At 60.3% G+C, this 21,858-nt stretch carries 22 protein-coding genes, 1 tRNA gene and 1 pseudogene; 21 read left to right on the top strand and 3 right to left on the bottom strand.

What is annotated here, in order from left to right; genetic code table 11:
* The first annotated feature begins 6 nt into the window (after positions 1-6).
* From gspD to XALGPE39_RS12260, 3 genes are read left to right on the top strand one after another with little or no spacing between them, the layout of a single operon-like run.
* Positions 7-2,316, top strand: a complete 2,310-nt coding sequence (gene gspD / locus XALGPE39_RS12270) for a type II secretion system secretin GspD (RefSeq protein ID WP_045728419.1) — start codon at positions 7-9, stop codon at positions 2,314-2,316.
* Between the two features lie 6 nt (positions 2,317-2,322).
* Entirely contained in the window at positions 2,323-3,156 is an 834-nt protein-coding gene (locus tag XALGPE39_RS12265) for a glycosyltransferase (protein WP_045728418.1), read from the top strand.
* Between the two features lies 1 nt (position 3,157).
* Entirely contained in the window at positions 3,158-4,003 is an 846-nt protein-coding gene (locus tag XALGPE39_RS12260; RefSeq protein ID WP_045728417.1) for a glycosyltransferase family 2 protein, read from the top strand.
* A 222-nt stretch (positions 4,004-4,225) separates the two neighbouring features.
* On the opposite strand, the gene XALGPE39_RS12255 is transcribed toward XALGPE39_RS12260, so the two are convergent.
* Positions 4,226-5,512 (bottom strand): AGE family epimerase/isomerase, encoded by a 1,287-nt coding sequence (locus XALGPE39_RS12255; RefSeq protein WP_045728416.1) that lies wholly within the window; start codon positions 5,510-5,512, stop codon positions 4,226-4,228.
* 87 nt (positions 5,513-5,599) lie between these two features.
* Positions 5,600-6,928 carry a sugar MFS transporter gene (locus XALGPE39_RS12250; protein ID WP_045728415.1) on the bottom strand — a complete coding sequence of 443 codons (1,329 nt, stop codon included), beginning with the start codon at positions 6,926-6,928 and terminating at the stop codon, positions 5,600-5,602.
* Between the two features lie 450 nt (positions 6,929-7,378).
* Here XALGPE39_RS12250 and XALGPE39_RS15790 point away from each other — a divergent pair, with 450 nt between their 5' ends.
* The 18 genes from XALGPE39_RS15790 (at position 7,379) to XALGPE39_RS12165 (ending at position 20,430) form a co-directional block, all read left to right on the top strand.
* Positions 7,379-7,741, top strand: coding sequence for a hypothetical protein (locus XALGPE39_RS15790; RefSeq protein WP_235429807.1), 363 nt, complete (start codon positions 7,379-7,381; stop codon positions 7,739-7,741).
* Positions 7,742-7,982: 241 nt separating this feature from the next.
* Positions 7,983-8,059, top strand: a tRNA-Ile gene (locus XALGPE39_RS12235).
* Between the two features lie 74 nt (positions 8,060-8,133).
* Complete coding sequence (locus XALGPE39_RS12230; RefSeq protein ID WP_012917118.1) at positions 8,134-9,228, top strand: site-specific integrase; 1,095 nt, start codon at positions 8,134-8,136, stop codon at positions 9,226-9,228.
* A gap of 238 nt (positions 9,229-9,466) precedes the next feature.
* On the top strand, positions 9,467-9,706 hold the full coding sequence (locus XALGPE39_RS12225) for a hypothetical protein (RefSeq protein ID WP_012917117.1): 240 nt from the start codon (positions 9,467-9,469) through the stop codon (positions 9,704-9,706).
* The gene (locus tag XALGPE39_RS12220) at positions 9,703-10,554 is read left to right on the top strand and encodes a helix-turn-helix domain-containing protein (protein WP_033474930.1); all 852 of its coding nucleotides are present in this window, start codon (positions 9,703-9,705) and stop codon (positions 10,552-10,554) included. Before XALGPE39_RS12225 ends, XALGPE39_RS12220 begins: the two co-directional genes overlap by 4 nt.
* A gap of 261 nt (positions 10,555-10,815) precedes the next feature.
* On the top strand, positions 10,816-10,971 hold the full coding sequence (locus XALGPE39_RS16090; RefSeq protein ID WP_017173577.1) for a hypothetical protein: 156 nt from the start codon (positions 10,816-10,818) through the stop codon (positions 10,969-10,971).
* A 215-nt stretch (positions 10,972-11,186) separates the two neighbouring features.
* Entirely contained in the window at positions 11,187-11,906 is a 720-nt protein-coding gene (virB5, locus tag XALGPE39_RS12215; RefSeq protein ID WP_025998375.1) for a P-type DNA transfer protein VirB5, read from the top strand.
* Between the two features lie 13 nt (positions 11,907-11,919).
* Positions 11,920-12,399 carry a hypothetical protein gene (locus tag XALGPE39_RS12210; RefSeq protein ID WP_017173575.1) on the top strand — a complete coding sequence of 160 codons (480 nt, stop codon included), beginning with the start codon at positions 11,920-11,922 and terminating at the stop codon, positions 12,397-12,399.
* Positions 12,396-12,656 (top strand): EexN family lipoprotein, encoded by a 261-nt coding sequence (locus tag XALGPE39_RS12205; RefSeq protein WP_017173574.1) that lies wholly within the window; start codon positions 12,396-12,398, stop codon positions 12,654-12,656. The genes XALGPE39_RS12210 and XALGPE39_RS12205 overlap by 4 nt, the downstream gene beginning before the upstream one ends.
* A 1-nt stretch (position 12,657) precedes the next feature.
* On the top strand, positions 12,658-13,743 hold the full coding sequence (locus tag XALGPE39_RS12200; protein WP_017173573.1) for a type IV secretion system protein: 1,086 nt from the start codon (positions 12,658-12,660) through the stop codon (positions 13,741-13,743).
* Between the two features lie 6 nt (positions 13,744-13,749).
* Positions 13,750-14,052: a hypothetical protein gene (locus tag XALGPE39_RS12195; RefSeq protein WP_017173572.1), complete on the top strand. Its 303-nt coding sequence runs from the start codon at positions 13,750-13,752 to the stop codon at positions 14,050-14,052.
* Entirely contained in the window at positions 14,049-14,207 is a 159-nt protein-coding gene (locus XALGPE39_RS16085) for a hypothetical protein (RefSeq protein ID WP_017173571.1), read from the top strand. Before XALGPE39_RS12195 ends, XALGPE39_RS16085 begins: the two co-directional genes overlap by 4 nt.
* A 649-nt stretch (positions 14,208-14,856) precedes the next feature.
* Positions 14,857-15,483 (top strand): plasmid mobilization relaxosome protein MobC, encoded by a 627-nt coding sequence (mobC, locus tag XALGPE39_RS12190; protein WP_017173570.1) that lies wholly within the window; start codon positions 14,857-14,859, stop codon positions 15,481-15,483.
* Positions 15,484-15,595: 112 nt separating this feature from the next.
* Complete coding sequence (locus XALGPE39_RS12185; protein ID WP_017173569.1) at positions 15,596-17,260, top strand: Eco57I restriction-modification methylase domain-containing protein; 1,665 nt, start codon at positions 15,596-15,598, stop codon at positions 17,258-17,260.
* Entirely contained in the window at positions 17,261-18,001 is a 741-nt protein-coding gene (locus XALGPE39_RS12180; protein WP_017173568.1) for a type-2 restriction endonuclease, read from the top strand. It abuts the gene before it with no gap.
* Between the two features lie 28 nt (positions 18,002-18,029).
* Complete coding sequence (locus tag XALGPE39_RS12175; RefSeq protein WP_045728413.1) at positions 18,030-18,827, top strand: abortive infection family protein; 798 nt, start codon at positions 18,030-18,032, stop codon at positions 18,825-18,827.
* 391 nt (positions 18,828-19,218) lie between these two features.
* Complete coding sequence (locus XALGPE39_RS16650) at positions 19,219-19,416, top strand: Arm DNA-binding domain-containing protein (protein ID WP_343123022.1); 198 nt, start codon at positions 19,219-19,221, stop codon at positions 19,414-19,416.
* Between the two features lie 9 nt (positions 19,417-19,425).
* Positions 19,426-20,430, top strand: coding sequence for a site-specific integrase (locus XALGPE39_RS12165; protein WP_343123021.1), 1,005 nt, complete (start codon positions 19,426-19,428; stop codon positions 20,428-20,430).
* Positions 20,431-20,456: 26 nt separating this feature from the next.
* Here the strand turns inward: XALGPE39_RS12165 and XALGPE39_RS12160 are convergent.
* A pseudogene (locus XALGPE39_RS12160) lies at positions 20,457-21,603 on the bottom strand (IS3 family transposase).
* Positions 21,604-21,858: the final 255 nt, after the last annotated feature.

Below are 21,858 nucleotides of genomic sequence, written 5' to 3'. Positions count from 1 at the left end.
GATCGCATGACGCCGCGCTTGTTTTCCTTGTTTCTCGCGATCGGCCTGGTGGCCGGCTGCGCAACCACTCCCTCGCCCGACGTCCGCCGTGGCGCCGCGATCAATGCCAATGTCGGTCAGGCTGGCAATACCCAGTCTGCTGCATTTGGGGGCAAGGCCGATCCCGAGGCGCCTCCCGCGCGGGCGACGCCGGTGATCCATCACGGAAGCGGCAGCATGATCAACTCTGCGGCTGCCTCCGCGCCAGCGCCGTCGCTGGCCAATGCCAGAAGCGGTAGCGCCACGTTCAACTTCGAGGGCGAATCGGTACAGGCGGTGGTCAAGGCGATTCTCGGCGACATGCTTGGGCAGAACTATGTGATCGCGCCGGGCGTGCAGGGGACGGTGACGCTGGCCACTCCCAAGCCGGTCTCGCCTGCACAGGCGTTGAATCTGTTGGAGATGGTGCTGGGCTGGAACAACGCGCGCATGGTCTACAACGGCGGTCGCTACAACATCGTTCCCGCCGATCAGGCGTTGGCCGGTACGGTGGCGCCGAGCAGCGCCTCGCCTGCCAGTGCGCGCGGCTTCGAGGTGCGAGTGGTGCCGCTGAAGTTCATCTCCGCCAGTGAGATGAAGAAGGTGTTGGAACCCTACGCGCGTCCGAATGCGATCGTTGGGATCGACAACGCGCGCAACGTCATCACCCTGGGCGGTACCCGCGCCGAGTTGGAAAATTACCTGCGGACGGTGCAGATTTTCGATGTGGACTGGCTGGCGGGGATGTCGGTAGGTGTATTTCCGATCCAGTTCGGAAAAGCCGATAAGGTCGCTGCTGACCTGGAGAAGGTCTTCGGCGAGAACAGCAAGACGCCCAGTGCCGGCATGTTCCGTTTCATGCCGCTGGAGAACGTCAACGCGGTACTGGTGATCACCCCGCAGGCGCGCTATCTGGACCAGATCCAAGAATGGCTGGATCGTATCGACAGCGCCGGCGGTGGTGCACGGCTGTTCTCTTACGAGCTCAAATACATCAAGGCCAGGGATTTGGCCGAGCGTCTGTCCGAGGTGTTTGGTGGGAGCGGCAGCAATCGCGGTGATCCCAATGCTTCCTTGATGCCCGGCATGCAGATGTATCAGTTGAACGACGGTGGCGGTATTGGGGGTGGCGATCCCAGCATGGGCGGCGCTAACAGCAGCTTCGGCGGTGGGAGTCTGGGTGGCAGCGGGAGCGATATCAATTCCCTGGGCGGTGGCATGTCCGGCGGTGGTGGCGGCGCGTTTGGGAGTGGTGGCCTGCAACTGTCGCCGCGCACCGCCGGCAATGGCAGCGTGACTCTGGAAGTGCAGGGCGACAAGGTCGGCGTCGCGGCGGTGGAGGAAACCAACACCCTGCTGGTGCGCTCCACACCGCAGGCATGGCGTTCCATTCGCGATGTGGTCGAGAAGCTCGACGTCATGCCGATGCAGGTGCACATCGAGGCGCAGGTGGCTGAGGTCAGTTTGACCGGCGATTTGCAGTATGGCGTCGATTGGTTCTTCAAAAATTCGGTCAACGCGTCCACCGATGGCAGCGTGGCGAATGGAACGGGGATTGGCCGTGGTGCGGGTCTGCCTAGCGCCGCCGGTCGCAAGATTTGGGGTGACATCGCCGGCAAAGTCGGCAGTGACGGCCTTGGCTGGACTTTCCTCGGCACAAATGCTGCAGCCGTGATTACCGCGCTGGACAAAGTTACCAACCTCAAACTGCTGCAGACGCCGTCGGTATTCGTGCGGAACAATGCCGAAGCCACGCTCAATGTGGGCACGCGCATCCCGATCAACTCCACCTCGATCAATACCGGGGTCGGCATCAATTCCAGTTATTCGTCGGTGCAGTACATCGATACGGGTGTGATCCTCAAGGTGCGTCCGCGGGTCACCAAGGACGGCATGGTGTTCCTGGATATCGTGCAGGAGGTCAGTACGCCGGGCGCGCGACCGGCGGCGTGTACCGCCAGCTCGAGCAACGTGGTCAGCGGTTCGGCTTGTAACGTGGACATCAATACGCGGCGGGTCAAGACCGAAGCGGCGGTGCAAAGTGGGGATACCATCATGCTCGCCGGCCTGATCAACGACTCCACCGGCGATGGCAGCCTCGGCGTGCCGTTCCTCAGCAAGGTGCCGGTGGTCGGTGCGCTGTTCGGACAGAAAACCCAGCAGAAAAGCCGCAACGAAGTAATTGTGCTGTTGACCCCGACGATCGTGCGCGACCCGCAGGAAGCGCGCAATCTCACCGACGAATACGGGACAAAATTCAAGGCCATGCAGCCGCTGCCGGTGCCCGGTAAAAAGTAAGCGCAGGTGAGCCTGCCCATCGTGTTGTTGCCGGTCGGTGTCGACGATGTCGCACTGGATGCCTGCCTGGGTGCGCTGGAAGCCAATACGCCAGCGGGTACCCGTGTATGGCTGGCCGACGATGCGCAGGCTGGTCCGCGTGGTGTCCGGGTGATCGAGGCGTGGCTGGCGCGCACGCGTCTGCAGGCCGACTACACCCGGCGTCCTTGCATGCTCGGCGAGGTGGCGCATCTGGACCAGATGTTGCGTGCCTGTGCCGACGCCGACGTGGCGGTGTTGGCGGCCGATGCGCAGCCGCTGCCGGGTTGGCTGCAGCACTTGAGCGCGTGCCTGGCGCGTGATGCTGCCATTGCCAGTGGCACGCCGTGGAGCAATGCCGGCGAGGTGTGTGCGTGGCCGCGCCTTGGCGAGATCAATCCGTTGCCCGAGGATCCCGAGCGTCTGGCTCGCGCTTGCGCGGCGCTGCCGCCGCTGCATCCGGAGTTGCCTGCGGCGGTGTGCCATGCGGTCGTATTACGTGGTGCGGCGCGCCAGCGCGTCGGCGGATTGGACGCCAGTAGCTATGGTTCCTGGTATGCGGCGTTGATCGATCTGTCCCTGCGCATGGCCGGACTCGGCTGGCGCAATGTGCTGTGCGAGACGGCGCACGTTGCGCGTCGTGCCGAAGGGTGCGCCGCCGATGGCGACATGGATGCATTGGCGACGCGTTGGCCGGCCTGGCATGCGCGCTTGGCCGGATTTCTGATGCACGATCCCTTGCGTGCCTGTCGCGATGCACTGCGGCGTGGGTACGACACCCTCTCGCCGCTGGATCCGCAAGGGATGCTGTTCGATGTCTAGCATGCGCGAACACCCCATCGCTGTGGTGGTGGTGACTTACGAGAGCGGCAGCACCATCGATGCGTGCTTGCAGCGACTGCGCGCGGCCGCCGAAGTGGGGCAGATCCGGATTGTCGACAATGCTTCGCGCGACGATACCCTGGAGGTGGTACAGCGGCATGCACTGGAGGATCCGCGGGTCCGTTTCATCGCCAATCCGGATAACCCAGGCTTTGCCACGGCATGCAATCAGGGTGCTGAAGCCAGTGATGCGCCGTGGCTGGCGTTCGTCAATCCTGACCTGCTGGTCGAGCCAGAGACGTTAGCGTTGCTGCGCTCGCAGGCGGTCGCGCTCGGCGAGGCCTTACTCGGAGTGGAACAAGTCGACACGCAGGGCAAGGCGGATGCGGCGGTACGCCGTCGCGATCCGGATTTTGCGGCGATGCTGCGGCATCCGTTGTCCGGCGCACGGCTGGCGTTGCAGGCCGATCCGACGCAGCAAGTGCAGCGCGTGCCGGCGCTGTCAGGCGCGCTGCTGCTGCTGCCGCGCGCACTGTTCGTGCGCATCGGCGGATGGGATGCAGGCTATCGCTTGCATGCCGAGGATCTGGATCTATGCCGGCGTGCACGCGAGGCCGGCGCGACGGTGGCGGTGGTCAACACCTTGCGCGTGTTGCATGTGCGTGGTGTTTCCAGTCGCAAGCGCCCCTGGTTCGTCGAATGGCACAAGCATCGCGGCTTGTGGCGCTACTTCCGCAAGTTCGAGGCACCGAGGCGCGCTTGGCCGCTATGCGTGGCGGTGTGGCTGGCGATCTGGCTGCATGCCTGGGTGACCTTCGCCCGGCTGTGCTGGCGTCGTCGCGGCTGATGCAGCGGGGAGTGTTGCAGTAGGCACTGATCGCGGCGCAGGCTGCAACTGCAGATTGGACGCCAGCGTCGGCGAACGGCATTTGCGCAGCGGCGACAGCACTCGGTGTGTCGATGCAACAGAGCGCCGCCGCGTCATGGCACGGCGCTGTGTCACTTCATCTGGACGCCGCCAGCAGATGCTCCGGTATGACCAGGAGCGCTCCTGCGGCGGCGTTGCGACTTACGCGAAGGCGCGGCTGCTGCGCATCACCGCCAGCACATCGTGGCAGGCACCCATGGTGTGGTAGTCGGTCTTGCCGGCGGGGCTCTTCTCGTCGCTATAACTGCGGTTGTCGTGGCTGAGGATGCGGAACCAGGCACCATAGCGATGGTCGACCAGATGCGTCCAGGAGTAGGCCCACAGTTTTTCGTAGGTGGCGCGATAAGCCGTATCGCCGGTGGCGGCCAATAGCCGCGCGGCGGCAGCGATGGCTTCAGCCTGCACCCAGAAATACTTGTCGTCATCGCAGAAGTAGGTCGGGGCCTTCGCTACGTCGGGCACGCCGACCAGCGGCGCGTCCGCGCTGCCAGAAGCGAAACCGTAGACGATGCCGCCGTGTTGTGCGTCCCAACCGTGCGTCAACGCGGTATCGAACAGATGCCGTGCGGTCGGCAGCAGCCACGCTGGTGCGCTGTTGGACGAGGCTTGCAGGTGGCCGTGCAGCAGCACCAGCAGCTTCGACCACTCCACCTGGTGGCCGGGCTGGAAGCCCCATGGCCGGAACAGGTGCTTGGGATTGTCGCGGTTGTAGTCCCAGTCCACTTGCCAGTGAGCGTCGTAGTGCTCCCACACCAAGCCGCCGGCCAGTGCTGCCTGACGGCGGGTGATGTTGTCGGCGAGCAGCAGCGCGCGCTGCAGGTAGCGCGTGTCGGCGCTGGCCTCGTAGGCGGCGATCAGTGCCTCGCACAGGTGCATGTTGGCGTTCTGGCCGCGATAGCTGGAAAAGACCCATTCCGGCGTGGCTTCGTCGCGATATAGGCCGGCGGCGGCATCCCAGTAGCGCGTTTCCAGCAATTGCCAGGTTTCTTCCATCCATGCGTCGGTGTCCAGGCCGGCTTTTTTCGCGGTGGCGTAGGCCAGCAGCACGAACGCGGCACCGTAAGCGTGCTGGGTGCGGTCTTCGGCGACGCCGTCGCGCAGGGTCCACACGTAGCCGCCGCTGGAAGCGTCGCGGTGGCTGTCGCGCAGGTAACGCAGGCCATGGCGTGCAGCGTCCAGGTACTCGGCGGCCAGCGGCGAATCGGCGAACTCGTTGGCCGCCATCGCGTAGTTGAAGACGAAGCGGGTGCTGCTGACCAGGTGGCGATGGCCGGCGTCGTACACGCTGCCGTCGTCGCGGAAGTAGTGGAAGAAACCACCGTTCGGATCGATTGCACGCGGGTGGTAGAAAGCCATGGTGTCGGCGATGTGCGCGCGCAGCACAGTGACGTCGGCGAAGTTGGGCAGAGGCGTGGAGGGAAGATTCATGGGGTCCGCTGGCAAACAGGATCGGGGAGGGGAAAGCCACAGGCTGCAAGACGGTGGCGGTCGCGCCGCCGTCGTGGGTGAGGTGTATTAGTGCATCACGTGGGTCACGGGCGTGGCACTGGGAACGGTCGCCGACAAGTCGGCCGATAGCTGCGAGCCGCGCATGCCGTACCAGAGGATGTAGGCGTAGCACAGCAGTGGGATCACGAAGGCATGCTGGATGCCGACCGCGTCGGCCAGCGCACCTTGCGCCAGCGGCACAATGGCGCCGCCGACGATGCTCATGATCAGCAGACTGGACGCCTTGCTGGTCAACAGCCCCAGGCGCTCGATCGCCACGGTGAAGATGGTCGGGAACATGATCGAGTTGAACAGGCCGATCGCGATCACGCTCCACATCGCCACATGGCCAGTGCTGAGCATGCTGGTGAGCAGCAGCAGCGAGGCGATGCCGGCGAAGACCGAGAGCAGCTTACGCGCCGGGATCACTTGCAGCAGTGCCGCGCCAGCAAAGCGCCCGACCATCGCTCCGCCCCAATAGAACGACAGATAGCGGCTGGCGACGGCTTCGGTGAGGCCGCCAGTGGTCGGGCCGGAGATGTAGTTGATCAGGAAACTGCCGATCGACACTTCCGCGCCGACGTACATGAAGATTGCAAGCACGCCCCAGGTCAAATGCCAGTGCTTGAGCACGGTGACGTATTCCCGCACTGTCTGTGCGGCACTGTGCTGCGTGCCGGTGCTGGCGTCATTGCTTTCCTCGCGTAGCGACGGAAGGCGCATCACCAGCACGAACACCGCCAGCAACACCAAGCCACCGGCGAGCATCAGGTAGGGAAACTGCACCGAACTTGCCTGTTCGATGTGGTAGGCCGACAACTGTGCCGGTGTCATCGCTGCGAGCTTATCGGCGCCGAGTACCGTGCCGGCCAGGATCAACGGGCCGATCAACCACGGGAACACGGTAGTGCCCAGTGAGTTCAGCGCTTGCGCGAAGTTCAGCCGGCTCGGCGCTTTTTCCGCTGCGCCAAGCAAACTGATGTATGGATTGGCCGCGACCTGCAACAGGGTGATACCGCTGGCGAGCACGAACAATGCGGTCAGGAACAGCGGGTACGACGGCAGTCGCGCGGCAGGGAAGAACATCAACGCGCCGATCGCCGCCACCATCAGGCCAACGACGATGCTGGCCTTGTAACCGACCCGCGACACCATCGCACCGGCCGGCAGCGACATCAGAAAATACGCGCCGAAGAAGGTGAACTGGATCAGCATCGACTGCGTGTAGTTCATCTGGAACACGGCTTTCAAATGCGGGATCAATACGTCGTTGAGACTAGTCAGACCGCCCCACGTGAAAAAGATCATGCTGACCACCGCGATCGCGGCGGTGTTGGAAAGCGGGCGAGAATTCATACAGCGACTCCGGGAACTGGCAAGAAGACGGCCCGGCGACGGGCACGCAGATACAGCCGGGCAGGCACGGCTGTCAGTGCAGGTAGGGCCAGCGCGTCCGACGCCAAGCGCGTGGCCTGCAGATCAGGCGCGACGGCGGTGTTGGACTGGGTGGCGTGGTGGTCGGGGGGAGACAGCGCCACGACGGTTGGACTGATTCAAAAGGTCGCACATCCTGCGCTGTCATGACCCATCGCGCATTTTGCAGTGCAGCAAAATCCCGGCTACCGCTGGTGCGGTCGGCGTTTCGGCGGTGTCGCCTCCCCGTGCGCATGCTCTGGGAGCTGGTGTTGCCTGCCCTTTTTGCGCCGCCGAATGCCTTGGCGTAAGTTCGGCGCGAGCCAACGTGTCGTTGCGCCATTATGTGATTTATATCCCATTATTCAGGGGCTTGCGTACGTAATGCCTTGCATGGGTGTCGTCCATTTTCTGTGCATGCGCGCCATGATCCGGGCCTGCGTTGCCGATGGGATGGTGGCGGATCATGTGGCCGCGATCAGCATGTGCGCAGACTTGCTTGAGAGCTTTTCCACGCCCAATGAGTTGATTGCGATGAGCGATGTTGCGCACCTCTGGGACGAAGTGATGCAACACGCTTTTGCCACTGCCACTGCCACTGCTCAGCACCGCGATCCGTTCGCGGTGTTGTGCGTGCATTGCCTGGCGACGCGCACGTCTCGTCGCGCCTTGCGGCGCTCGATTGGTCGAGGCACAGCTTGCATATGGGCGCACGCATCCGGCGGTGTGCACGGTCACTTTGTTGTTGGTGTTTGAAGCGCGTGCAGACAGCGCCTAGTCGCGGACGTTAAACTCACGCCTGCTTCGGTGCCCTCGTTTGCTTGCATGCCAGAGGCGCCAGGTCGGCGGCCCACACATCGCCCGCACGTTCCGGACGTTTCCGGGCCTATAGCTCAACGGTTAGAGCAGAGGACTCATAATCCACTGATCGAGGCCGGATCGGCGAGGCTGAATTGAGTGGGACGGTTACCCTTCCGTCTCATCAAAAAAGCAAAAAGGGCCTATAGCTCAATTGGTTAGAGCAGCGGACTCATAATCCGTTGGTTGCAGGTTCAAGTCCTGCTGGGCCCACCACCTTTGCTTGCGCTCGCGCGTCGGTACAGTTTCGGTACAGTGGTGTTACATGCGCACTGTTCTGGAGTAACCGAATGGCGACCATCGTCAAGACACCCTCAGGCACATGGAAGGCGCTCATCCGCAAGACGGGATGGCCGGCCACAGCCAAGACCTTCCGCACCAAACGCGACGCCGAGGATTGGGCGCGGCGCACCGAAGACGAAATGGTGCGCGGCATTTATATCCAGCGTGCGCCGTCCGAACGCATGACCATCGAGGACGCACTCAAGCGCTATCTTTCCGAAGTTTCCCCAACCAAGCGCCAGGCATCGGCCGACAGCGACGCGAGACACGCGAAGCCATTGATGCAGAATCTGGGCAGGTATTCGTTGGCCGCACTGACGCCGGAACTGATCGCCAAGTACCGCGACGACCGGCTCGCTGGCCTGGATCGCAAAGACGCCAAGGGCAAGCCCGCCCCCAAGCCCCGTTCGCCCAACACGGTCCGTCTCGATCTCGCATTGCTCGGCCACCTGTTCAACGTAGCGATCAAGGAATGGGGCATCGGCCTGACCTACAACCCCGTGCAAAGCATTCGTCGTCCAGCGCCTAGCCCAGGACGGGATCGACGGCTCACTCGAGAGGAAGAAATCCGCTTGATGGTCGCGGTCGATGCTCACTCGAACCCGATGCTCGGCTGGATCGTGCGCATCGCGCTCGAAACAGGAATGCGTTCTTCGGAGATTACGGGCTTGCGCCGAAGCCAGGTCGATCTTGACCGGCGCGTGGCACGCCTCCAGGAAACGAAGAACACGATGTCGCGTACCGTTCCTCTGACGGTCGAGGCAACCCGGCTGTTTCGAGAGGCGCTGAACAACCCGGTGCGCCCAATTGATACCGACCTGATCTTTTTCGGTGAGCCCGGACGTGACAACAAGCGCCGGGCTTATCAGTTCAATCCGATCTGGATGCGCATCAAGAAGGATGCCGGCTTGCCGGACTTCCGCTTTCACGATCTGCGTCACGAAGCCGTAAGCCGCTTTGTGGAAGCAGGCTTGTCCGACCAGGAGGTCGCGGCCATCAGCGGCCACAAGTCGATGCAGATGCTCAAGCGATACACTCACCTGCGCGCGGAGGACTTGGTGGGCAAGCTCGATCAGGTCGCGAAAAAGACAGGAAATCCATGAATTATTTCAATGGATTTTCTTATTTTTATAGTCTATACAATTATTTGATTTGAAAGGATATTTTTCTATCCGCGAAATGTTCGACGCCAAGATGCCATATTTTGGTAATCGAGGATGACGCATTTTGGTATGGCGAAATAGCTAGATTTGGCTTTAAAAATCAATTTCTTAGATTTGACCAATAGCCATATCAGTCAAAAAATACGCACATCGACTCATTATTTCGGTGGATGTATTGATGACAACGGAAGAATATCTACTTCAGCGGTATGGCCCACTCATGAGTCTTGGCGACGTGGCGGGGTTGCTCGGTCGCTCGCCAGACGGTATCCGGGTTGCGCTGTACTCGAATAATGATGTCGCCCGCAAGCTCAAGCCCACAATGCTGCGGGTTGGCCGGCGCGTGTACTTCCGCACCCTTCAAGTGAAGGACGCGCTCGCACTCGATAGCAGTGCGCAAGGAGCGCTGGCGCGATGAGCATCAAAGCGATGAACTGGGCGTGGGAGCAGCGGCTGCCACCCAATTCAAAGCTGATCCTGATGGCCTTGGCTGATTCGGCCGATGAGGTCGGGAAGTGCTGGCCGCGCGTGCGGCTCATCGCCGAAAAGTGCTGTGCGTCTGAGCGAACGGTGCAGCGCGTTTTGAAAGAGCTGGAAGAACGTGGCTTCCTGCATATCGAGCGCAGATTTCGAGGCGATGGAGGGCAATCCTCGAATGCTTACTACCTGTGCCTCGAATCTCCCCCCGTCAATTTGTCACCCCCGTCTCCCACCCCCTCCGACAGATTGGCACTGGGGGGCGACACCGCCGTTACTCCCCCGGTGACACAGCAGACGTCCCAGGACGACAGAACTGTGTCACCCCATGAACCACCAACGAGAACCATTAAAGAATCGTCACTACAACTACTGGCGAAGGTTGTCCACACGCCGCCCCCTTCGCCTGTACCAGGCGAGGTGGAGAAAGGCGCCTGCGGCGCATTGGTGTGGCCTCCACGCCTGAATGAGCGGGAGCGCGGTGCCATCGCACCTATGGTGAGTGGCCTCGATGTCAACGATGCACAGATGCTCCTGGACGAACTTACAGGAGTGATGGCAACGCAGAGCATCAAGACCAGCCCGGAACGCTGGTTTCGCGCGATTTCGGATCGCTTTCGTCAAGGACGTTTCACACCATCGGCCGGCCTTGCCGCGAAGGAAAAGAGATTGCGCATTCAGAGCACACCAGCTGAGAAACCAGTTCAGACAGCTTCTCCCGAGGTCATTCGTCACCACCTGGAGCACATCCAGACCATGCTTGGCAGAAAGGGGGCCACCGTCAAATGACTTCTCGACCGCAGAGCCGCTGCCCGATTGCGATCTTGCGCTATGGAGACCTGGATGCTTACTGCGACAGCTTGGAGCGAACGGGGTTCGTGCGCGTGATCCTAAAAGCGAATCGGTGGCACGGATACGCATTGAGCGTGGAGAATGCCGGAGATCTCCGCCGCGTTGTTGATGGCCACGGACGTCAACTTTGGTTCAGAACCGTGGATCAAGTCTTGGAGGAGCTTGCGAATATTCCGTATTTGAGCGGAGAATTCAGTATTGATCGAACCGATTGGTAAATCGGCCGGGTTGTACCCGGTCACTGTATCCCCCAAGGGGGACGCTTGTTTGCCCCAAGAGCGCTTCGGCGTACTGGGCTGCCGGCCTGAAAAGAAGGGCCTGATGATCGGGGAAGGCATCGAGATGCCGATCTGACCCGCCGAAAGTGGCGTGACCGTGGGAACCGGAAAAGACGGCCCTGACGACGCGGAAAGACCGTTGTGATTAGCCCGAAGCCCGTGCAACGTGGGCAGGGTGCCGCCCCAAGTAATGCGGGGCTGACTGCCGGGAACAGTAGCTCGAAAGAGCCGGTGGACAGGTCGGAAAGACGGCCAGCGTCCCCTCCTTCTCACCGAAAAGGAGTGGCAAACATGCAATCTCTCAAACCCCTGGTCGTAGTCACCGTCGCTTGCTCAGTTTTCCTAAGCAATTCCACATACGCGCAGATTCCGGTCACCGATGGCGCTTCCATTGCGCAGCAGGTCGCCGCCCAGGTCGAAACTATCGCCAAGTGGAAGATGCAGTACGACCAGATGACCAGCCAAATCAACCAGATGAAGCAGCAATACGAGTCGCTGACCGGTTCGCGTGGCCTGGGCAACATCCTGAACAACCCGGCGTTGCGCGAGTACCTGCCGAGCGACTGGCAGAGCGTCTATGACGCCGTGAAGTCGGGCGGCTATTCCGGCCTGAGCGGCCGGGCACTGTCGATCTATGAGGGCAACAAGGCTTTCGATGCCTGCGCGCATTTCAAGGTCGCAGACCAGCGGACGGCGTGCGAAGCCCAGGCCGTCAAGAGTGCCCAGGACAAGGCTTTTGCCCTGGATGCCTACGACAAGGCGAAGTCGCGGCTAACTCAAATCGACCAGCTCATGGCGAAGATCAACGATACGCCCGACCCCAAGGCGATTGTCGAGCTGCAAGCCCGTATCGCAGCCGAACAGGCCATGATTCAGAACGAGCAAACCAAGCTCCAGATGTATCAGATGGTCGCGGCAGCCGAAGATCGTTTGCAGGAACAACGGCGACGCGAATTGAATGCCAAGGCGGCTGCACGGCGCGGCTGGATTCAGCCCCAGGCCACAAACTAAGGGAGATGCGACCATGATTTCCTATTTTCATATTCCCCTGGTGGCGCTCTGCTTTTTCATCCTGCTGGCAATGTGGCGCTTCTGGTCGTGCATCGACCGGATGGGTTTCATGCGCGATGTCAGCCGACGTGCGCCCTCGATGCTGCACGGTGATCTTGTCGCCGGTATCCTGGCATTCATGCCGTTCCTACTCGCCCTGGTCGATTGGACAGGTATCACGCTGCCGCGCCAGGACAGCCACATATCGTCCTATGCTGCGGTGTTCCTCTCCCTTGGTTGCTTGCTCGGTTGCATGTTCATGCTGCGCCGGTCCGGCGAACGCTTCGCGGGCGATTGGGCCGGTACGCGAGAAAGCGCCCTGCGCACGGTCGCGGCGCTGCGCATTATCGACGCGGCCGAGCTGGCCCACGCTCTGGACGTGGCGCAGCAACACGAAGCCCGCCAAGGCTCCGGCCGTGTCATCGACGCGGAAACGCGCGAGGTGCGCAAATGAAAAAGCTCGCCCTCTCCCTAGTTGTCGCGGCCGTCCTGGCCGGCTGCGGCGAGAACACGCCAATTCAAACCGTCGATTGGTACAAGGCCCATGACGCGGAACGAAAGGACATGATCGCCAAGTGCAAGAGCAACCCCGGCGAACTGGCGGCCTCTCCCAACTGCATCAACGCGCAGCAGGCGCAGAACGAAAAAGACCTGTCGCGGCGTGGCTACTTAAAGCTGCCGCCGGTCGATCTCAATAAGAAGGGGGAATGACATGGACCCGATGATTTTTCAGTTCATAGGCCAGTACCTCGATGCGGCGCTGAATCCGTTCATCACCGGAACCGTTGGTGAGGTCATTTCGACCTTCACCCTGTTTTTCATCGGCGGGGCCACCATCCACCTGACGCTGATGGGCTACGCCATCGGTTGGGGGTATGTCGAACTGCCCTTCTCCACGTTCATGAAAACGTGCGTCAAGTACCTGTTCATCGGTGCCCTGGCGCTGAACGCTGCAACCTACTCGGATTGGGTCGTCGGTAGCATCCAGTCGCTGGAAACCGGCTTTACATCGGCCTTTGCCGGGACGGGTGCCGGGTCAAATCCCACCTCGGTTTACTCGGTCGTGGATGCGGCGCTCGGCAAGGGATGGGGTATCGCTGCCGACCTTTGGGAAAAGGCCGGCAATCGAGGCATAACCGAGATGGGCACGATGTTCGGGGAATACATCAATGCCACCATCATCGCCGTTGCAACGGGCCTGATTGGCGTGCCGGCCGGCGGCATGATCGTTGTGGCGAAAGCCGCCCTGACGATCATGCTCGGCATCGGCCCGGTGTTCGTTGCGCTGCTGCTATGGCCTGCCACGTCGAAGTTCTTCGATAGCTGGTTCGGGCAGGTGATGACCTACATCCTGCGCATCGCCCTGGTGGCGGCCGTCATGGGGTTGGCCTTCAAAGGCTTCGACGCGGTGATAAACAGCGTCGATCTGGACAGCGATCAAAACACGCTGTTCACGTCCCTGGTGCTGATTACCTTCACGTTGGTTATGTTCTGGCTCCTGGCCGAAGCAAACAACGTCGCCGGCCAGCTCGCGGGTGGCATCAGCAGCGCAGCCGTGACACTGCGCTGCATGGCTCAAGGCGCTATGGCTCCGGCCAGTACGGCGGGAAGAATCATCAATCCGACCTCACTCCGCCTTGACCCGCGCACCGGGCACCAAACCACATCCAGCCGCCTTGAGCACCTTGCGATGGGTCGCAGTGTCTTTGCCAAGAATCCAGCCTATCGGGATGGCCTGAAGGAACGGTTGCAACAAGCCTGGAGCAAGCCCGATGGCGGAACTATGAAAAAGGGATAACAAGACATGTTCAGCCAGCTAGAGCATGAAGCACTGATGCGCCTCATGACGCACGCAACGGGCTACGTTCCCGACAGCCGCCGCATTGCTCAATGGCTGCAAGAGTGGGAACAGTCGAGCAATCCTCGGGGTATCAAGGCGAAGGTGCCAGGCCTCGCCTTCGATCATGCCAGGGACGTGAGGGAAGTTGCCCAAGCAGCGAAGCGGACAGGGGCTAAGCCCACCACGCTCGGCCGCCTGGAATACCGCTACAACATGGAAAGCATCGCGCGGGCCTACCCCCTGCCGGTGATGGAGTACGAACGATGAAGTACAAGCCGCACGACGAAGCAATGGCTGAGGCGTACCGCAAGCGGCCGGGTGAGGCGTTCGCTATGTTCCGGGCGCTGCTGCTTGATGGCGGCCAGCTCAGAGAATGGCGCATCTTCTGGCGTCACGTCCGGCTTGCGCTGCGTCAGCGGTAAGTCTCTCGATCCGCACCACGGCCCCGCCTCGGCGGGGCTTTCTTTTTGGGTGACGGCGGATCTTCCTCGATCGCGCGAGCCTGTCACCATCGCCGGGCATTGGTGACGCCCGCAGCTCGGCCAGGTCATCGCCGTGTCACCATCCCTGCATTGGTAGTAATAGTCGTAGTAATACTATTACTACGACTACAAGGCTCTGGCAGTGACCAAGAGCAGCGCTAGAGGTCTGAATCCTAATCTCGAAAATTTCGTCATGACGAAATTCTTAGCGCCTATGCCGACTGATGCCGAGTTGGTGTTCCTCACTCCGAAGGCTGCGGCGGCGAAGCCGCCTTTCTCCACCACGCCCGCAGGGCTAAGTGGGCGGCGTGCTGATTGCAAGTGGATAGCTCGTACTGCAAACAGCGGCACCACGCCCGAAGACAACTGCCAGTTGAAAGTAACCCTCGCCCAGCAAGGACTGGCTGCCCGATGCACAGCGAACCCATGCTTCCATCTTTTTGGATGTCCTTGGCCATGACCCTGAATTTCTTCGTCATGACGAAAAAACGAGGGGGGAGTGTGGGCTAGTGCAGGATAGGCTGACGCCGGCAAAGTGTATTACACTACGTCTGCACAACACATCTACTCCCCCTCCCTGGAGACGCCTATGCCGCGCAATCCCGAGATTGGGGCAACCAGAGGTAGCTACATCTACCCCCTACGGTTGCCTGATGATCTGCGCGAGCAGTGGACCACCTATTGCGAGCGCAACAAGAAGAAGGCTCCGGCCATCCTGCGAGCACTTATGCGCTATCTGATCCGGGACGATATGCCGCCCGAAGTTCGCCGATGGATCGCAGAGCAAGCAGAGGGCAGACCTGACGATGGGCCAAAAGAGCGGCTTGAGGTTCGCTTCACACCGACGGAATTTCAGAGCATCACCGCACGGGCCGAGGCCGAAGGCTGCTCACCTCAACGCTGGGTCGTCAGCTGCGTGCGTGCGAGCCTGACGCACGAGCCACAGTTCACGATGGAAACGACCAAGGCGCTATGGGAGTCTTCCAGCCAGCTCCGGGCCATCGGTCGGAACTTGAATCAGATCGCCAAGCGCCTGAATGAAGGTGGACAGGCTACGGTCAAGGCTGAGCAAATAGAGAGGCTGGCAACGTACATCTACCGGCATACGGACAAGGTGGCAGCCGTCCAGGATGCAAGCCTGAGTCGATGGCTAATTACGGATAGTCCCGACGTTTCTTCTGGAAGGGACAACTCACAGAGGGAGGCGACGGCATGATCGCCAGCACGCCAAAACGCACCTCAATTACACGCTAGTGGATTCCACACTCATGGCATATACGCCAACGGTCACAAGTCATCCTACCAAGCCAACCAGTTGCCCCATTCAGATGGCTACGGATGCATTGGCTACAGATGGCGGCCTCGAAGCTCGGGGAGCCATCTTTACACGTTCCGAGGTGGTTGATTTCATCCTGGACTTGGCTGGCTATACGGAAGATCAGCCTCTCCACGAAAAGCGACTTCTGGAACCATCATTTGGCGGGGGAGATTTTCTGCTGCCAATCATTGAGCGGCTGCTAAGCGCATGGCGGCAGGCAAGGCCAGATGGCTCTGCACTCGATGAATTGACCGATGCCATCCGGGCGGTGGAACTGCACCACAGTACCTACCTCAGCACCCATGCTGCCGTTGTCGCGTTGCTCAGGCGCGAGGGCATTGCGGCGAATACTGCGTCAACCTTAGCTAGCTGCTGGTTGTTGCAAGGCGATTTCCTGCTCGCGCCGCTGGAAGGTGAGTTCGACTTTGTGGTGGGCAATCCACCCTATGTTCGTCAGGAGCTGATCCCAGCTCCACTTCTCGCCGCATACCGTAGTCGCTACCAAACGATGTATGACCGGGCTGACCTCTACATTCCCTTTATTGAGCGGTCACTTTCGGTCTTGTCGGATGGTGGCAGCCTGGGCTTCATCTGCGCAGATCGCTGGATGAAGAACCGCTATGGCGGGCCACTGCGCAGCCTTGTGGCAGAGCGGTTCCACTTGAAAGTCTATGTCGATATGGTGGATACGCCGGCTTTTCACTCGGATGTGATCGCCTATCCGGCCATCACCGTCATCAGCCGCGAAGCGCCAGGGGCAACACGCATCGCTCACCGTCCGGCCATTGACCGGGCAACGCTGACCGCACTAGCCGGTTTGCTGCATGCGCCGATGCTGCCGAAAGACGCCGTGCCAGTGCGGGAACTCGCTCGTGTGACCAATGGGGCAGAGCCGTGGCTGCTTGAATCAGCCGACCAGATGGCGCTTATTCGCCGTTTAGAGAGCGCTTTCCCCTTGCTGGAAGAAGCAGGGTGCAAGGTTGGGATCGGTGTTGCAACTGGTGCTGATAAAGCGTTCATCGGGGACTTCGAGACGCTCGATGTAGAAACAGACCGGAAGTTGCCGCTGGTGACAACCAAGGACATCATGACTGGCGAGGTGCAGTGGCGCTGTCAAGGCGTCGTCAACCCCTTCGCGGAGCTGGGTGGGCTGGTCGATCTTGAAGAATATCCACGCCTGCGGCGCTACCTTGAGGCTCGACGCGAGGTGATCGCTGGGCGGCACTGCGCGCAGAAAGCGCCAGCCAACTGGTATCGCACGATTGACCGCATTACTCCTGCGCTGGCCGCGAGGCCGAAGCTCCTGATCCCAGATATCAAGGGAGAGGCGCATATAGTTTTTGAAGGCGGTGAGCTGTATCCCCACCACAACCTCTACTACGTCACTTCCGATGATTGGGATTTACGGGCCTTGCAGGCGGTACTGCTGTCCGCGGTTACTCGCCTATTCGTGGCGACGTACTCAACAAAAATGCGAGGCGGATTTCTGCGTTTCCAAGCGCAGTACCTACGCCGTATTCGTATCCCGCACTGGGCAGATGTGCCTGAGCAGCTTCGCCGTGAATTGGCGGAAGCTGCCATCGGGAGGGATGTGCAAGCCTGCAACCGGGCTGTGTTCAAGCTCTATGGCTTGAGCCACGAAGAACGATCTGCCCTTGGGGGCAATGGAGAATAAATGGCGCTCGATCTCGTCAACTACGAACAGAAAGCCCGCGAGGCCGTGAAGGCGTTTTGGGGTAACCGCGAAGCGGCAAGGCAAAAACAGATTGAGTCGGGCAAGGCCGACCAAGGAGAACGCGCTGGCGTCACTGGTGGTAAGAACATGGATGGATTCTTGGCCTTGGTGCTCGATGTCATCAAGGCCAACGGACTGGCCCATGCCGAGATTCACCAGAACCGGGCGATGCTGACCCTGCCCGGATACTTCCGTCCCACGAAGCTGTGGGATCTGTTGGTGATCTACAAGGGCGAGCTGATCGCAGCCATCGAGCTGAAAAGCCATGTCGGCCCATCGTTCAGCAATAACTTCAATAACCGAACCGAGGAAGCCATCGGGACGGCCCATGATCTCTGGACGGCCTATCGGGAAGAGGCATTCGGCAAGCAGCCACGTCCGTTCGTTGGTTGGCTGATGATGGTCGAGGATGCGCCGGAGTCCCGCAGGCCCGTGCGTGACTCGTCATCACACTTCCCGGTGTTCGAGGAATTCAAGGGAGCTTCGTATCTCACGCGGTATGACTTGCTGTGTCAGCGGCTGGTTCAGGAACAGCTTTACACCACCGCTGCTGTCATCGCTGCGGAGCGCAGCGCGGTGAACACTGGCAACTTCACAGAGCTGTCTTCGATGACCAGCCTTAAGACGTTCGTTGCAGCCCTGGCTGGTCACGTTGCGGCAGAGGCCGCACGGTTGGGTTAATGGCGTTAGCGGTGACATAGGGGAACGTATGTCCGATCTGAGTGCTAGTGAGCGTCGAAAGTTGGAAAAGCTGCTTGGGATGGGCGGCGGCTATGTCCTGAACTTCTCTGACCGCACCTTCGGTGACTTCTTCGATGATTACAGGGTTGAGATTGACGCCGAAAGGTACAAGGCACGGGGCACATCTAAGGCCAATCGGATGCGCACCTTTTGGGATGTGGACGCCAATCATGCCGTGGGGCGGGTCATCGGCGGGCTGATCGAGTATGCGACCGATGAGCAGTGCTTCGGCGACAGCAACCCGCTGCTGATCGACGACTGCCGAAAAGTTGCCCAGCGTCTTCTCAGCGACCAGCCGGTAGCCGAACTGGATGCGCTGATCGCCATCGCTGACGAGCGGGACTTCGAGGTGGTGGCAGAGCACGTCCGTGAAGCCATCGAGAAGAACCAGCCCGAGGGCGGGCTGGATCGACTGCATACCTTCGTTAACAAGTTCATCCGGGTGACATGCGAGCCGCATGGCATCACGATTACTCGTGAAAAGCCGTTGCACAGCGTCTTCGGCGAGTACGTGAAGGCGCTCCGGGAAGGCAGTCACCTTGAGTCGGCCATGACCGAACGCATCTTGAAGTCCAGTATCTCGGTCCTGGAAGCCTTCAATGACGTGCGCAACAACAAGAGCCTTGCACACGACAACCCGATCCTGAACTACGAGGAAAGCCTGCTGATCTTCAATCACGTTGCGGCGTCCGTCCGCTTCATCAAGGCGCTGGAGATGAAGATCAAGACTCAGGCCAAAGCAGCAGAGCAGCAGGCCTCATCGTAGTACCCGTGGGACGAGAACATTCCGTTCTGAGCGGTACTCCAGCGGTACAGGGCTTAGTTTTGCCCTCCTTCGCCAAGCTGCGCTAAACTACTGTCGCAGCTTACTTTTTTGTTCCGTAGCTTACGCTCCCCTATGCTTGATTTCCCTAGGCATAGCACGTAGGCGACGAACTCATAATCCTTTGGTTCCAGGTTCGAATCCTGGTGGGCCCACCACTTAGCGATCCAGTGACATCCGACGCAGTCCGATTTGGTGTGGAAATACCGAGAATTTAAGGGTTTTTCAGTCCGAGCAGGTCTGGGAGCGTCCGGTTGCATCCCGTCTTGAAGTGAGTAACGATGTGAGTAAGGGGGGGCTTGATGGTCTCGTTACTCACACTCCCGCTACTCACATGCTCACAGATACCAAGATTCGTGGATTGAAGCCAAAGGACCGCGTCTACCGCGTGGCAGATAGCAACGGGTTATGCATTGAGGTGCGTTCAACCGGCGCGAAGCTGTGGCGCTATCGATATCGCTACAGCGGCAAGGCGAGCATGGCTCCGATGGGCGAGTACCCAGCGGTATCAATGGCTGAGGCGCGCGCCTAGCGCGATCGGTTGCGCAAGCTGCTGCAGGGCGGTGCAAATCCAACAACGGTTGCGCGGATCGAGCGCGCTGCGAAGGTGGAGCGAGCCGAAAGCACGTTCGGGGCGGTTGCAGCAGAGCTTCTGGAGAAGCGCTCCCGGGAGGGGCTCAGTGCTGGCTCCGTGAAGCGTGAGCGCCGTTTGATAGAAAAGGACTTGGCGGGGATCGTTAGCCTTCCCATAACGGCCATAACTGCGCCAGTTTTGCTGAATGAGTTGCGCAAGTTGGAGAGGCGCGGGGTAGTGGAGATGGCGCACCGTGCGCGCGGGCATGCGGGTTTGGTGTTCCGCTATGCCATTGCGACGGGTCGCGCCAAGTCGAATCCTGCTGCCGATTTGGTCGGCGCGCTGCAATCACCGAAAACCAAGCACTTCGCCAGTGTGACCGAGCTGGCCAAGATCGGTGAATTGCTACGGGCAATCCATGGCTACCGAGGAACGATGGTCGTTTCCGCTGCTGTTAGGCTCGCGCCATTGGTGTTCGTGCGCCCCGGCGAACTGCGGCAAGCCCGCTGGGCGGATATCGATATGGATGCAGCGGAATGGCGTTACACGGCCAGTAAGACCAATACTCCACACATTGTCCCGCTCGCATCGCAAGCGTTGGAGATTCTGCGAGAGCTGCAACCGTTCACGGGGCGTGCTGAGTACGTGTTTCCAAGTGTTCGCAATCCCCGTGGCGCGATGAGCGAAAACACGATCAACGCAGCTCTACGTACGATGGGTTTCGACTCGGCAACGATAAGCGGTCACGGCTTCCGTGCGATGGCACGCACCGTGTTGGATGAGGTATTGGGCTTCCGTCCCGACTTCATCGAACACCAGTTGGCGCATGCAGTGCGTGATCTGAATGGACGCGCCTACAACCGCACTGCGCATCTAACCGAGCGGCAGAAGATGATGCAGTCATGGGCGAACTACCTTGACACACTGAAAGATGGCGCCGCTTGCAAGATCGCGACTTTTGGCAGAGAGTAACAAGCAGTCAGACTATAAAAGGGGTTCTACCCCGAAATCACGGACGGTTGTGAAAGGGTGGAAAACTTCAAATCCTGCCTGGCGGTCCTTCGCCGCATCCTTGGGTTGTGGCGTCGCTCTATGTATTCGAACACATCCGCTCTTGCGGTATCGAGTGTTGGATAGGTCATGCGATAAATCCGTTCGCGCTTGAGCAGGCCGAAGAAGCCCTCGCAAGCGGCGTTATCGCCGCAGTGACCCACCGCGCTCATCGAGCACACCAGCGCGTTGGCCAGCACATATTTCTGATAGTCATCGCTTCGAAATTGACTACCTCTATCCGAATGCAAAATCACCGGTTCGTCGCCCTGTCGCTGCCATACAGCCGTCTGTACGGCCCGGATCACCATCTGCCGATCTTGCCGATGGTGCATCGACCAACCCACCACCCGACGGTCGAACAGGTCCAAGACGATGCATAAATAGAGCTTGCCTTCCGCGGTTTTAATCTCGGTGATGTCCGTGACCCATTTGGTTTCCAGCTCCAGTGCAGTGAAGTCCCGTTCCAGCCGGTTGCGTACGCCTGGCGGTGTCAGTGCCGGCCGTGCTCGCATCCCCCGACGCTTCGGGCGCGGCCAACCCTGTAAGCCATCAGCGGCCATCACCCGAGCCACGCGGTTCAGGCCGACCCGCTCACCTTCATCGGCCAGGTCTTCCTGCATCCGGCCGGCACCCAACGTGCCTCGGCTGTCTTCGTGCAGCTCACGCATACGCCCCAGCAAACGTGCATTGTCGAGCTGACCGGCGCTAGGCAGGCGCCGGCTCCAGTCGTAATAAACGCTGACCGATACCCGCAGGCAACGGCATATCAGGCGGATCGGGAACTCATCGCGGTCACGTTCGATCACCTGGTACCACAGGATGATCCATTGGCAAAGAACGTCGCCGCTTCGCGCAAAAAATCTCGTTCCTTCTTCACCCGCGCCTCAAACGCGACAGCTCTTCATACCGTGGCGTGCCTGTGCCGGCAAAGGCGCTGTTGCCCTGGCTCGCGGCCTCGCGTTTCCAGCGCGTCAGCAGGTTGTCCCGGATCCCCAGCTCACGAGCCACCTGGGCACAACTGACGCTAGGTTGGCTCCCTTGTTCAAGCGCACCACGCTTGAACTCCACACTGAACTTTCTTCGCGTCGACATGAACACTCCTATCGGCCTTCATCGGCCTTCATCGGCCTTCTCGTAAGTGTCCGTGAAATCGGGGGTGAACCCGTTTCGTTCCTTACGCAATTGACAGATGCTGCCTGGACAATCATTCTGCAAATAGGTGACATTTGTGTCATCTGAATTAACACGCACAAGGAGGTGTTTGCTTGATGAGTACTGATACGCCCAGGGTTCCGTAGACACTCAAGACCCTCGTTGCGCGTAGCGCCGTTCAAACTCTACAGGAGA

This window comes from Xanthomonas sp. GPE 39 (assembly GCF_000963005.1).
In the GTDB taxonomy this organism is placed as follows: Bacteria; Pseudomonadota; Gammaproteobacteria; order Xanthomonadales; family Xanthomonadaceae; genus Xanthomonas_A.
The sequence above is the reverse complement of the archived record's forward strand: the minus strand, read 5'-3'. Positions and strand labels throughout refer to the sequence as shown.